The organism is Streptomyces sp. NPDC057743, assembly GCF_042798755.1.
Lineage (GTDB): Bacteria > Actinomycetota > Actinomycetes > Streptomycetales > Streptomycetaceae > Streptomyces.
The window spans coordinates 23,045-35,883 of the sequence record NZ_JBHVJX010000010.1 but is presented as its reverse complement, the minus strand read 5'-3'; the positions used below and the strand labels follow the sequence as shown (position 1 = coordinate 35,883).

The window sequence follows — 12,839 nt, the reverse complement described above, 5'->3', positions numbered from 1 at the left end:
TTGCACTGGGCAATGATACTCTGAGGGTGAGGTCATTCGAAGTATCTGAGGGGAAGCGATTCGGATGTCGGACCTCTCTCGTCACGCCCCGGACATCACCAGTCACCCCGACGTCCCCGAGATGCGTGAGCGTTACGCCAAGCTGGTTGGCGGGCGCCAGGCAGTCGCCCTCGACGGTCTGGTTCTCCTCACCGGTATCTACGCGGCGATCTCCCCGTGGGTGGTGCACTTCCGTGTGACCAGCCCGGAACTGACTGTGAACAACCTCATCATCGGCCTCGTCCTGGCCGTGATCGGCCTGGGCATCACCCGGGCACCCGAGCGCATGTACCGGCTGACGTGGACCTGCGCGGCGATCGGCGTCTGGCTGATCGTCTCGCCGTGGGTCGTGACGGCCGGCCACAGCGCGACCGCCGGAATCATCTGGAACAACGTCGTGCTCGGCGCCGTGACGCTGGCCCTCGGGTTGGCGGCAACCCGGCTGTCGATGGCGGCGGAACGGCGGCCAACGACCGGTAAGTAGCCGGCGCGTAGCGCATGGCGACTGCTCCGGAAGGAGGTGGCCATGACTCTACCCATGCGTGACCGGCGGGCTCTCGCCGAGATCGAGCAGCACTTCCTGGAGAACGACCCCGAGCTCGCGCTGCTGCTGAGCACCTTCGGCGGTGCCGGCACCGGGGGAGGGCGGACCGGGCTCGTGCGGCGGCTGCGGGCAGGTGTGGTGAGCGCTTACGTGGCGGTCACGGTGAGCGGCGTGCTGTTCGTCGCCGGGGCCGTGGCCCGGGACGTGGGGCTGTTGATAGCGGCCGGGGCCATGGTGGTGGTCTCCGGAGTCCCGTGGCTCTGCGCCCGGTTCCGGCGCGGGGCGGAACGGCCGGCTGCGCCGGATCTGCGTCGCGGCGGGCAGGCGACCCGATGAGGCGGCCGGAAAGCGGTGATTCCATGAAGTGCTACGACTGCGCGCAGGCCGGTAAGTTCGCCGATGCCGTCGGCGTCTGCCACCACTGCGGTGCCGGGGTCTGTCTGCAACACTGCCATGTCGCCCTGGAGCCCGGTCACCGGTTGGCCGGCGTCGGCCAGTCGACGCTCTCCCGACCTGCCCGCGAGGTCACCTGCCTGACCTGTCACGCCTCCCAGTCACCGCCCACTCGGGTCGCTACCAAGGGAAGCGCGCGGTGACGCTGCGGAGGGGACGGGCGAGCGGAAGGGTCGGTCGCGAACGCCAGTCACCTGGCTCCGGGCGCCGGCCGGCGCCGGTCACCACCGATAAAATGAGCCCCCGTAGCTGTTGCACCGAGCTGTTGCACTTGAACCTGCTGCTGTTGCACTTGAACCTGCACTTGTCGTGCCGTTGCAGAGGAGAGCGACACCGATGGCCACACAGATCACCTGCCGCAGGGTTTACGAGGAGACCACGGCGCGGGACGGCAAGCGCGTGCTGGTCGACCGCGTCTGGCCGCGCGGAATGCGCAAGGAGGACCTGCACCTCGACGAGTGGCTGCGCGAGGTGGCCCCCTCCACCGAGCTGCGCAAGTGGTACGGCCACGACCCGGACCGCTTCGCCGAGTTCCGCCGCCGCTACCTCAGCGAACTGCGCGACTCCGCACACCGGGAGGCCGCCGTGCACCTCCGCGACCTCGCGACCCACGACACCATCACGCTGCTGACCGCCACCAAGGACATCGAGCACAGCCAAGCCGCGGTGCTCGCAGAATGGCTGGCCGAGAAGCGGTGAGGTAGCAACAACCCCTGCAAAGAGGATCACCGCGGAGGATCGGACGGTATAACGGTCCCCATGTCTCCGCACCCATCCGCATCACCCGAGCCCGCCGACCCGCCCGCCGGCCCGCCTGCCGATCCGGCCGCGACGGGTCGCCTCGACGAGGAGGCGGAGGAGGTCACGGTCGCCGTCATGGCGGCATCCCGCCTGCTCATGGCCGTCTCGGCGCGCGCCCTGGCCTCGATAGACGACGCCGTGACGCTGCCGCAACTGCGGGCCCTGGTCGTGCTGGAGAGCTGCGAACCCCTCAAACTCGCGGCCATGGCCGCCACGTTGGGCGTCAATCCCTCGACCGCGATGCGGATGGTCGACAAGCTGGAAGCCGTCGGACTGGTCGACCGCAAGCCCAACCCGGAAAACCGCCGCGAGGTCGTGCTGCGCCTCACCGCGGACGGACGGACCATGGTCGAGCGGGTCCTTGCACACCGCAGGGCCGAGGTCCGCACACTCGTCGGCCGGCTGCCGGACCAGCAACGCGCCGAGCTGGTACCGGCGTTGCGGGCGCTCATCGAGGCCGCCGGCGAGCTGGCCGTCGACCCCTTCGACGAGGTGCGGCGGATAGGCGGGATCGTGGCGGACCCGCTCGCCCCGGGCGGCCGCGACGGACTGGCGTGAGAAGCGCGACCGGCCCCGCCGCTGGAGCGGGGCCGGCCGTCGTCTCGGTCAGCGCGGTGCGCCGGCCCGCCGCTGCCGGGTGGCGGGGCGGGCGGCGGCGGGATGCCGGTAGGGGGTGGTGCGGGCGCGGGAGCGGTAGACGATGTACGGCCGGACCAGATAGCCGACGGGCGCGGTGAAGGCGTGCACGAGCCGGCTGAACGGCCAGAGGGCGAACAGGACCATGGCGAGCAGGGCGTGACACTGGTACACGAGCGGGGCGTGCGCCATCGCCGGGACGTCCGGGTCGAGTGCGAACAGGCTCCGGAACCAGACGGCAACGCCCAGCCGGTAGTCGTAGGGGTTGGCCACCGAGGACGCGGTGGCGGTCAGGCCGGCCACCAGGACCAGGGTCAGCAGGGGGTAGACCAGGCGGTCACTGCGGCTGGTCGCCTGGCGCACGGCCGGCACCCGCAGCCGCCGCCACAGCAGGATGCCCAGACCGCAGGCGGCCGCGACGCCGGCCGCGCCGCCCATGGTGAGGGCGACCGAGTGGTACATCTCCTCGCTCACCTGGAGCCGTTGGGTGAGCGATTCGGGCACCAACAGCCCCATCACATGACCGCCGGCGACGAACAGCAGGGCGTAGTGGAACATCGGGCCGCCGATGCGCAGCAACCGGGCCTCGTGGAGCTGACTGGAGCGGGTGGTGAAGCCGAAGCGGTCGTGGTGGTAGCGCCAGACGGTGCCGGCGACCAGGACGGTCAGGGCGAGGTAGGGCAGCACGCCCCACAGGGCGATGCGGAGGTGGGTGGTCACCGGCGGACTCCTTCGTCGCCCGGGGTAGCGCGGATCGGAAACGGCACGGGGGTCGCGTCGTTGGGTACGGGTGCCGGCTGCGGACCGGCGGCGGGCAGGGTGTGTTGCAGGGCGCGCAGCACATCGGCGTAGGGGCTGTGGTAGTCCGCCAACGCCCGGGCGAGCAGGTCCACGGCGCCGCGGTAGTGATGCAGCACGGGGAGGCCCGCCTGGGGACAGCGGGCGGCGAACTCCAACACGACGGGCAGGAAGTCGGGCAGCTCGCCGTCGTCGGGTTCCCAACCGTGCTTGCGGTAACGGGACTTGAGCGCCGCCAGGGAGGCGCCGCGGCGACGGGTGTCGCCGTCGGTGTAGTGGGTCAGGTGCAGGGTCCGGCGCCGGGTGCGGTCGAAGGTGACCACATAGCGCGCGGCCAGGTCCAACAGGGGGGCGCCCGCCGCCTCGGCGCAGAAGCCGAGCAGTAACTCGACCTCGGGGCCCTTGAGTTGGTGGAGTGCGGCGGCGACCTGGGGAAGCCGCTCAGCCCAGACCGGGTCGGGGTAGGACAGGAGCAGGGCGGTTGCCTGATGGACGGCGCGGTGACGGTTCATCAGCTGCTGCCCTCCCCCTGCCGCCGCGGCGGGAACAGCCCCTGCGGCCTGCCGCGGCCGTTCCAGTTGAACAGGTTGACCCGGTCCCGGAGCCGACCGGTGGACGCCGCCGACCCGGCCAGGGGAGGCGCGTGGAACGCCTCCGGGTCGTACATGCCCGGCCCGCCCTGGCCCTCCAGGCTGCACCCGTGCGCGGTCGCGTCGTCCTCCCGGTCCCGGCCGACGGCGTAGCCGGTGGGAATGACGTAGCGGTCCTCGTACTTGGCCACGGCCAGCAACCGGTACATCGCCTCGATCGAGTGCTCGTCCAGGCCGACGCTGCGCGCGATCGCCGGGTCCTGTTCCTCGCCGAGGTTGATCCGCCGCATGTGCGCGCGCATCGCGGCCAGTCGGCACAGTGCGTCCTCCACCGGCGCCCGGTCGCCGGCGGTGAACAGGCCGGCCAGGTAGTCCAGGGGGATGCGCAGGGTGTCGATGGCACCGAAGAGATGAGCCGGGTCCTCGCCGTCGTGACCGCCGCGGGTCAGGGCCTCGACGACGGGGGAGAGCGGCGGGACGTACCAGACCATGGGCAGCGTCCGGTACTCCGGGTGCAGCGGCAGGGCCACCCGGTAACGGGCGATCAGGTCGCGCACGGGGGAGCGACGGGCCGCGAGGATCCAGTCGTGCGGGATGCCCGACTCCTCGGCGGCGCGCACCACTTCTGGGTCGTGGGGGTCCAGGAAGCAGCCGAGTTGGGCCTCGTACAGGTCCTTCTCGTCCGGGACGGCCGCGGCCTCGCCCGCCTTGTCGGCGTCGTAGAGCATGACGCCGAGGTACCGCAGCCGACCCACACAGGTCTCCGAGCAGACGGTCGGCTCACCCGCCTCGATGCGCGGGTAACACAGGGTGCACTTCTCCGCCTTGCCGGTGGAATGGTTGAAGTACACCTTCTTGTACGGGCAGCCGCTGACGCACATCCGCCAGCCGCGGCACCGGTCCTGGTCGACCAGCACGATGCCGTCCTCGATGCGCTTGTAGAGCGCGCCCGAAGGGCAGACCGCCACGCACGTCGGGTTCAGGCAGTGCTCGCAGATCCGCGGCAGGTAGAACATGAACGCCTGCTCGTACTCCCACCGCACCTGCTCGTTCAGCTGCCGCAGGACGGGGTCCCCGGCCAGGTGGTCGGGGCCGCCGCCGAGGTCGTCGTCCCAGTTGGGGCCCCAGGTCACCTCGGTGGGTCGCCCGTCGACCAGCGAGCGGGGCCGGGCGGTGGGCAGGTCGTCACCCAACGGTGCGGAGATCAGCGTCTCGTAGTCGTAGGTCCAGGGCTCGTAGTAGTCGCTGAGGGTGGGGAGTTCGGGGTTGGCGAAGAGCCGGGCCAGGCGACGGGCGCGACCGCCGGTGCGCGGGACCAGGCGGCCGCGGCCGTCCAGGCGCCAACCACCCTTCCACTTGTCCTGGTCCTCGTGGCCGCGGGGGTAGCCCTGGCCGGGGCGGGTCTCGACGTTGTTGAACCAGGCGTACTCGGTGCCCTGCCGGTTGGTCCAGGTCTGCTTGCAGGTGACCGAGCAGGTGTGGCAGCCGATGCACTTGTCGAGGTTCATGACCATCGCGACCTGTGCCATGCAGCGTCCGATGGAGGTGGCTTTGCGACGGGGCATTTCTCAGTACTCCACGTGCTGGTCGCGACGACGGATGACGGTGACCGCGTCCCGCTGGTTGCCGGTGGGACCGTAGTAGTTGGGCGCGAAGGACAGTTGCCCGTAGCCGCCGATGAGATGAGTGGGCTTGATCAGGAGGCGGGTGAGGGCGTTGTGCACCCCGCCGCGGCGCCCGGTTGCCTGGGAACGGGGGACGTTCACCAGGCGCTCCTGCACGTGGTACATGAACACCGTGCCGGGCGGCATGCGGTGGGAGACCACCGCCCGCGCGCTCACCACGCCGTTGGGGTTGACCGCCTCGATCCAGTCGTTGTCCGCGGCACCGATGGCCTCGGCATCGGCCAGGCTCATCCAGATCACCGGCCCGCCGCGGGCCAGGGTCTGCATCAGGAGGTTCTCCTGGTACTCGGAGTGGATCGACCACTTCGAGTGCGGAGTGAGGTAGCGGACGGTCACCGAGCGGGAGTCGTCGTCCACCGCATCCGCGCCGAGGACCACGGCCTGGTCCAACGGGGGCCGGTAGACCGGGAGTTGCTCACCGTACTCGGCCATCCAGTCATGGTCGAGGTAGAAGTGCTGGCGCCCGGTCAGGGTGTGCCAGGGCTTGCGGTGCTCGGTGTTGACCGTGAAGGGCGCATAGCGCCGGTCGGGGGCCTCCTTGCCGGACCACTCGAAGCTGGTGCCGACCTGCACCGGCCGGTTCTGGGTGTCGGAGAACACCACCCGACGCTCGTGGACGGCGGCGGCCAGCTCGGAGAACCCGGCGTCCGCCCCGCAACGCTCGGAGAGCTGGTGGAAACCCTCGGCGGCCAGACGCCCGTTGGTGGTGCCCGACAACGCCAGGATCGCCTCACAGAACTTCACATCGGTGTCCAACAGCGGACGCCCGCGCGCCGGGCCGGACACGGCGGTCCCGCAACGCTCGGCGAGCCACCGGGACTCCGGACCGGGGTGAACGGTCAACCCCTTGACCGTCATGCCCTGCTGCTCGGCGAGCGGACCGAACGCCGCCAACTTGGCCGCGACCGCGGTGTAGTCCCGCTCCACCAGGCTGAACAGCGGCATGTTGCGGCCCGGCTCCGGACGGATGCCGGGCTCCCGCCAGTCACACACCGTCCCGCCGGGCTGCGCCGTCTCCCCAGGCGTGTCGTGCTGCGGCACGGTGGCCACCAGGTCGTGGGCGGTGTCCAGGCGTCCCGCCGCCAACTCGCTGAACTTCGCGGCCAGTGTCTGGAAGATCTCGAAGTCGGTCCGGGCCTGCCAGGGCGGGTTGATCGCCGGCGAGAAGGCGTGCACATAGGGGTGCATGTCCGTGCTGGACAGGTCGTGCTTCTCGTACCAGGTCGCCGCCGGCAGTACGAGGTCGGCCAGCAACGTGGTCGAGGTCATCCGGAAGTCCAACGCCAACAGCAGGTCCACCTTGCCGCGCGGCCCGTCCTCGTGCCAGGCAAGATCGCGCGGCCGACTCCCGGGCGGGGCCTCCTGCGCACGGGCGTTGTCGCTCGCCCCCAACAGGTGCCGCAGGAAGAACTCGTTGCCCTTGGCCGAGGAACCGATCAGGTTGGCCCGCCACACAGTGACCACCCGCGGCCAGTTCGCCGGATCGTCCGGATCCTCGCAGGCGAACGTCAGCCGCCCGGCGGCGAGTTCGGACGCCGCCCAGTCACCCGGTTCACGCCCCGACGCGTGCGCCCGCCGGCCGAGTTCCAACGGATTGGCGGTGAACGTCGGAGCGGACGGCATCCACCCCAACCGCATCGACTGCGCCACCAGATCCGCGGTGTGCCGCCCGGCGAACGCACCCTCGCCGGTCGGCGCCGTCAACGCATCGGCATCCTGGGCGTCGTACCGCCACTGGTCGGTGTGCAGATACCAGTACGGCGTGCCAGGCACCTGCCGGGACGGGCGCACCCAGTCCGCGGCCGACTGCAACTGCTGCCAACCGGTGTACGGGCGGACCTTCTCCTGCCCGACGTAGTGGGCCCAGCCGCCGCCGTTGACACCCTGGCAGCCGGTGAGCAGCAGCAGGGTGAGGAACGAGCGGTAGATGGTGTCGGAGTGGAACCAGTGGTTGGTGCCCGCACCCATGACGATCATGCAACGGCCGCGGGTCTTCTCCGCCGTGTGCGCGAACTCCCGCGCCGCACGCACCACCGCGCGCGCCGGCACCGAGGTGACCGTCTCCTGCCACGCCGGGGTGTAGGGGAGCGAGGCATCCTCGTAGCCCTCCGCCCAGTCACCCGGCAGTCCCGACCGGCCCACGCCGTACTGGGCCAGCAGCAGATCGAAGACGGTGGTCACCCGACGCCCGCCGATCTCCCGCACCGGCACCCCGCGCCGCACGGTGCCCTGCGCATCGAACCGCGGCAGCACCACCGTGACCCCACTCCCGTGCTCCCGGTGGAAGGTCAACGCGGGTTCAATCCCGGCCAGATCCAGATTCCACCGCCCGGTCCCGCTCTTGGACCAGCGGTCGCCCAGCGTCCCGTTCGGCACCACCGGCCGGTCGGAAACCGCGTCGAGCAACACCGGCTTCCACGCCGCGGTCGCCTCCTCCTTCGGCTCCAACCCCAGGTCCGCGGCCGTCAGGAACTTCCCCGGAACGAACCCTTCGTCCCGCTCCTCCAGCGCCACCAGGAACGGCAGATCGGTGAACTGCTTGACGTAGTCGGTGAAATACGGCACCTGACGCTCGACGAAGCACTCCCGCAGTACCACATGCCCCATGGCCATCGCCAGCGCACCGTCCGTGCCCGGATGCGGATGCAGCCACTCGTCCGCGAACTTCGTCGCGTCCGCGTAGTCCGGCGAGACCACCACCACCTTCTGCCCCCGGTAGCGCGCCTCGGTCATCCAGTGCGCGTCCGGGGTCCGGGTCACCGGCACGTTCGAACCCCACAGCATCAGGTAGGCGGCATCCCACCAGTCACCCGACTCCGGCACGTCGGTCTGGTCCCCGAAGACCTGCGGCGAGGCGATCGGCAGATCCGCGTACCAGTCGTAGAACGACACCATCGGCGCGCCGATCAACGACATGAACCGCGCACCGACCGCATGCGAGGCCATCGACATCGCCGGGATCGGCGAGAAGCCGGCGATCCGGTCCGGCCCGTGCGCGGCGATGGTGTGGACGTGGGCCGCCGCCGCGAGCTCCAGCGCCTCGTCCCAACCGATGCGCACCAGACCCCCCTTGCCGCGCGCCGACTGGTACCGCCGCCGCTTGACCGGATCGCATGTGATCTCCGCCCAGGCCGCCACCGGGTCCCCCAGGCGTTGGCGCGCCTCCCGGTAGAGCTCCAACAGGACGCCGCGCACATGCGGGTAGCGCACCCGGGTCGGCGAGTAGGTGTACCAAGAGAACGAGGCCCCGCGCGGACACCCGCGCGGCTCGTACTCCGGACGGTCGGGCCCCACCGACGGATAGTCGGTCTCCTGCGTCTCCCAGGTGATCACGCCGTCCTTGACGTACACCTTCCACGAGCACGAGCCCGTGCAGTTCACTCCGTGAGTCGAGCGCACCACCCGGTCGTGGGCCCAACGCTCCCGGTACGGCGCGTCGTTCACGCCTTGGTCGGTCCGGAAAACCGCCCTCAGGTCCGGTGTGGTGGGGGCCCGCCGTAGGGCCGTCCCCACTTGCAACAACTGTTCTGCAGCCTTCGCCGCAACGCGCTCGGCTTCTCTCCGGGCGCCGCTTCGTACCACCACCGTCGCTCCTTTCACAGCACGCGGGGGAGCGGCACCGACCTCTCGGGGCCCCGTACCCGGGCGGTCGCGTTCCACCGGGACCAGCTTCACCATGCGGAGTCCCTGCTGACACGCCATCACGAGAGGCTTGATGAGAGTTATACGTAGTTTTTCTTGCGCTTTGCAATACTTGCCAATGGCATGCACTTCGCTATGAGTGACGGCCCGTCGGTCGCCCCGCACAAACACCGGCCTGACGAGGCGCAAAGCTCCAAACGACCAGGAATGGGTGAGGTGTTCCATGAGGGGAGGAAGCGGTGAGATGAGCGGAACAGAAGGGACGCCACGGGCCTCACGGGCGCCACGAGCGGGAACGGCGGGCCACGCGGCCGGCGTGACGCCGCACGGAGTCCGGACCGAATCGGTGTACGAGCCCACACGCCCCTGGCCCGGTACCCGCGTACTGGTCGACCGAAGACTGACGCTGGGACGCCTCCCCCTGATCGTGCGCCCCGACATCTGGCTGGCCGGGGTCGCCCCCTCCGCCGCACTCTGGCGCTGGTACGACCTCAACGAGGCCAACTACCCGGCCTTCGCCCACCGCTACGCCCAGGAACTCGCCGAGGCTCCGCCACGCGCCGAAGCCCTGCGCCAGCTCCGCCAACTCGCCCGCACCGGGCCGCTGATCCTCCAGACCGCGGCGACACCGCTCCACCTCAGCCACGCCAGGATCCTGGCCCGCCAGTTGGCGGCCGACGCCCCCGACCGCCCACCCGAGGACGCCGGCGACGCCGCCTGCTGGCTGAGGACGGCCTGCCCGCACTGCGGCCGCATCCCGGACGAACCGATGAGCGCGTGCCCGTCCTGCGGGATGCCGCTGCCCGGGGCCGGGTGAGGGCAGTGACGGTCGGCCGGTGGCGCCGCCGTTCAATCACCCGACCACCGACGGTCGTTCCGTGTCCGATTCCTTCAAGACGCCGAAGGTGGCTCGTCGTTACCGTCCTGGCCATGACCAATATCAACAACAGCGGCAGTAACGGCAGCGGCGACGGCACCGACGAGCTCTCCCGTCACATCGGCATTCGCATCGACCGCACCGTCGATGACGTGTACGCCTACGCGTCCAACCCGGCCAACCTGCCTGCCTGGGCCCGCGGCCTGGGGGACTCCATCGAGAGGATCGGGGACGAGTGGGTCGCGGAGTCCTCCCTGCTGGGGCGGGTGGTAGTCACCTTCGCCCCGCGCAACGCACTGGGCGTACTCGACCACGACGTCACCCTGCCCACCGGGGAGACCGTCCACAACCCGCTCCGCGTGATCAACGACGGCACGGGGAGCGGCAGCGAGGTGGTCTTCACCCTCCGCCGTCAACCAGGCATGAGTGACGCCGACTTCGAGCGGGACGCCGGAATGGTCGCCGCCGACCTGACCCGACTCAAGGAGCTTTTGGAGTCCGCCGTCGGCCGGCAACGGTGACAGGCGTATCGGCCTATTGCGCCCCGCCGGAAGGGAGTTGGTCGCCGACCTGCTCGCGCAGCCACTCGTCGTCGAACACCTTGCTCAGGTAGTTGCGGCCGGAGTCCGGAATGACCACGACCACCAGGTCGTCCGGACCGAGCCCGGCGGCGACGCGCAGCGCGCCGGCCACCGCGGTCCCCGCCGAGGTACCCACCAACAGCCCCTCCTCGCAGGCAAGTCGCCGGGCCGTCAGCAGCGAGTCGCGGTCACTGATCCGTTCGAAGTGGTCCACCACCTCGGTGTAGAACGACTGCGGCCAGGAGTCGTCCACCGTCTCGGGGTGGCGGAACAGGCCGATGCTCTCCACCGCGTACGCGGTGCCGGGCCCGCCCGAGTAGACGGATGCCTCGGGGTCGGCACCGATGACTCGGACCCGACCGCCGCTGACCTCCTTGAGGTAGCCACCGGTGCCGCTGATCGTGCCTCCGGTGCCGACGCCCGCCACCAGATGCGTGATCCGGCCCTCGGTCTGCCGCCACAGCTCCGGGCCCGTACTTCCCTGATGGGCAAGGGGGTTGGCTGGATTGTTGTACTGGTCGGCCAGCCACGCGCCGGGAGTGGTCCGGGCGATCCGTTCCGCCGTCGCCCTCGGGTGGTCGGGGTGTTCGCGGGGTACGTCGCCGGGGCAGATCACCACTTCGGCGCCGTAGGCGCGCAGCACCGCCACCTTTTCGGTGCTGCTCTTGTCCGGCAGGGTGAAGACGCAGCGGTAGCCGCGCTGCGCCGCCACCATGGCCAGGCCCACCCCGGTGTTGCCCGAGGTGGTCTCCACGATGGTGCCACCCGGCCCCAGCAGCCCGGCGTCCTCGGCGGCCCGCACCATGGACAGCGCGATGCGGTCCTTGACGCTCCCGCCGGGGTTGACGTACTCCAACTTCGCGTAGATCGGGGTCGAAAGGTCCCCGGTGATCCGGTTGAGCCGTACCAGCGGGGTGTTGCCGACCACGTCGACAAGGGATTCGTAGACGTCCATCGCAGCAGTCTGCCGGAAAGATCGAGGCCCGGGAGCAGTCTCCCGGGCTTCGGACACGAAACGCGTCAACGCACCCGCAACGCGCCAGCCGCGCCGCGTCGACAGTGGGTACGGCGACGTCGTGACGTCGACGCAGCCACGGTGTTACGGCGTGCCGCGTCTGAACCGCGTACCCGTGCGGCTACGCGCCCATGGCAAGTGGCCCGCGCTGGACGGGCGTTGGCCGGGCGAGCGGGGATGACTGTCCTTCAACGCGTTGGCCCGCAGCGGCAGACGGGGCCCGGCGGTAGCGGTAGCCGCACTCATCGCGTGGCACCCTTCAGCGCCTCGTCCGTCGTGCGCGCCCCGTCCGTCCCGTGTGCCTCGTCCGCCGCGGTGGCGGGCCGGTCCGCGTCGGGGCGAGGGCCGATGACGCCCTCGGCGGCCAGTTGGTCGTGGACCTCGTCGACGAGCCCGTGCAACACCTTGATCTGGGACTTGGTGAACAGCAGCACCGCCACGATCAGCACGATGCCCGGCAACTGGGAGAGCAGGAAAGACTCGTTGAACTTGTCGACATCGAAGCTGTAGACGACGATCACGCGCAGCACGGCGTCGACCAGTGCGGCGAGCCCGAACGCCGCCGTCACCATGCGCTCACGGGTCCGGAACGGCCGGGAGCGCTCCCATGCCTGCTCATAGGCGACGGTGCGGTCGGGATCGCCGTCGGTGGCCATCGGGGTGGCCGCCACATAGACCAGGGGCCGGCCGGCGACGCAGGTGAGGAGCAGGTAGACGGCCGCGAGCAGGGTGTAGAAGGAGGGCTTGGCGGCGACCAGGCGCGGGTCGTCGGAGAGGAACAGCAACGCGACGGTCAGCGCCATTTCGAGGACGACGAGCAGGCCGATGACGTCCAGCTTGCGCCGCCGAATGGTGTGGACCAACGCCCAGGCGCCGCCCGCCGCGCCGGCGAGGGTCAGCGCCCAGACCTGGCTGAGGCCGACCCACTGGTGCAGGACGTAGAAGCCCGCGATGGGGATGACCAGGTCGAGCACCATCGGGGCGAGGGCCCGGAACTTCTGTGTGGGGCCCGGGGACTTGACTGCCGGGGTCTTCATGCAATGGCTCCCTTGACAAGCGTTTCGGTATCAGGCGGCGGCATATCCGGAATGTGCGGCCATTACCAAGAGTTATCACGGAAACCTGCTGGTCAGAGACGTGCGGGCGCGTGCGGGGCATTCCGGGCCCGGGCCTGGCGC

The 12,839-nt window shown here is 70.3% G+C and carries 12 protein-coding genes and 1 pseudogene; 7 read left to right on the top strand and 6 right to left on the bottom strand.

Translation table 11 applies throughout. The features are described 5' to 3' along the window. The first annotated feature begins 64 nt into the window (after positions 1 to 64). The 5 genes from ACFVFQ_RS13440 to ACFVFQ_RS13420 all read left to right on the top strand — a co-directional run bounded on the left by ACFVFQ_RS13440 (position 65) and on the right by ACFVFQ_RS13420 (position 2,395). Positions 65 to 523, top strand: a complete 459-nt coding sequence (locus tag ACFVFQ_RS13440) for an SPW repeat protein (protein WP_383413787.1) — start codon at positions 65 to 67, stop codon at positions 521 to 523. A 42-nt stretch (positions 524 to 565) separates the two neighbouring features. Then, a complete protein-coding gene (locus ACFVFQ_RS13435) occupies positions 566 to 919 on the top strand; it encodes a DUF3040 domain-containing protein (protein WP_383413784.1) in 354 nt (117 codons plus the stop codon). 23 nt (positions 920 to 942) lie between these two features. Further along, the gene (locus tag ACFVFQ_RS13430; protein WP_383413781.1) at positions 943 to 1,179 is read left to right on the top strand and encodes a DUF2180 family protein; all 237 of its coding nucleotides are present in this window, start codon (positions 943 to 945) and stop codon (positions 1,177 to 1,179) included. Between the two features lie 193 nt (positions 1,180 to 1,372). Next, positions 1,373 to 1,735 carry a DUF488 domain-containing protein gene (locus ACFVFQ_RS13425; protein ID WP_383413778.1) on the top strand — a complete coding sequence of 121 codons (363 nt, stop codon included), beginning with the start codon at positions 1,373 to 1,375 and terminating at the stop codon, positions 1,733 to 1,735. Between the two features lie 60 nt (positions 1,736 to 1,795). Next, positions 1,796 to 2,395 carry a MarR family winged helix-turn-helix transcriptional regulator gene (locus tag ACFVFQ_RS13420; RefSeq protein ID WP_383413775.1) on the top strand — a complete coding sequence of 200 codons (600 nt, stop codon included), beginning with the start codon at positions 1,796 to 1,798 and terminating at the stop codon, positions 2,393 to 2,395. Between the two features lie 48 nt (positions 2,396 to 2,443). Here the strand turns inward: ACFVFQ_RS13420 and narI are convergent, their stop codons facing one another. From narI to ACFVFQ_RS13400, 4 genes are read right to left on the bottom strand one after another with little or no spacing between them, the layout of a single operon-like run. Beyond that, on the bottom strand, positions 2,444 to 3,193 hold the full coding sequence (gene narI, locus ACFVFQ_RS13415; RefSeq protein WP_383413772.1) for a respiratory nitrate reductase subunit gamma: 750 nt from the start codon (positions 3,191 to 3,193) through the stop codon (positions 2,444 to 2,446). Then, positions 3,190 to 3,783 carry a nitrate reductase molybdenum cofactor assembly chaperone gene (narJ, locus tag ACFVFQ_RS13410; protein ID WP_383413769.1) on the bottom strand — a complete coding sequence of 198 codons (594 nt, stop codon included), beginning with the start codon at positions 3,781 to 3,783 and terminating at the stop codon, positions 3,190 to 3,192. The genes narI and narJ overlap by 4 nt, the downstream gene beginning before the upstream one ends. Further along, positions 3,783 to 5,426, bottom strand: a complete 1,644-nt coding sequence (gene narH / locus ACFVFQ_RS13405) for a nitrate reductase subunit beta (protein WP_383413767.1) — start codon at positions 5,424 to 5,426, stop codon at positions 3,783 to 3,785. The genes narJ and narH overlap by 1 nt, the downstream gene beginning before the upstream one ends. Before the next feature lie 3 nt (positions 5,427 to 5,429). Beyond that, positions 5,430 to 9,128 (bottom strand): nitrate reductase subunit alpha, encoded by a 3,699-nt coding sequence (locus ACFVFQ_RS13400; RefSeq protein ID WP_383414373.1) that lies wholly within the window; start codon positions 9,126 to 9,128, stop codon positions 5,430 to 5,432. Between the two features lie 376 nt (positions 9,129 to 9,504). Between ACFVFQ_RS13400 and ACFVFQ_RS13395 the strand changes: the two genes are divergently transcribed. Together ACFVFQ_RS13395 and ACFVFQ_RS13390 are read left to right on the top strand one after the other, a co-directional pair. Next, positions 9,505 to 10,005 (top strand): DUF488 family protein, encoded by a 501-nt coding sequence (locus ACFVFQ_RS13395; protein WP_383413764.1) that lies wholly within the window; start codon positions 9,505 to 9,507, stop codon positions 10,003 to 10,005. 113 nt (positions 10,006 to 10,118) lie between these two features. After that, complete coding sequence (locus ACFVFQ_RS13390) at positions 10,119 to 10,586, top strand: SRPBCC family protein (RefSeq protein WP_383413759.1); 468 nt, start codon at positions 10,119 to 10,121, stop codon at positions 10,584 to 10,586. 52 nt (positions 10,587 to 10,638) lie between these two features. Here ACFVFQ_RS13390 and ACFVFQ_RS13385 read toward each other — a convergent pair. Both ACFVFQ_RS13385 and ACFVFQ_RS13380 read right to left on the bottom strand, forming a co-directional pair. Further along, positions 10,639 to 11,601, bottom strand: a pseudogene (locus ACFVFQ_RS13385) (PLP-dependent cysteine synthase family protein); the annotation flags it as partial. A 302-nt stretch (positions 11,602 to 11,903) separates the two neighbouring features. Beyond that, positions 11,904 to 12,698, bottom strand: coding sequence for a VC0807 family protein (locus ACFVFQ_RS13380; protein WP_383413756.1), 795 nt, complete (start codon positions 12,696 to 12,698; stop codon positions 11,904 to 11,906). Positions 12,699 to 12,839 lie beyond the last annotated feature (141 nt).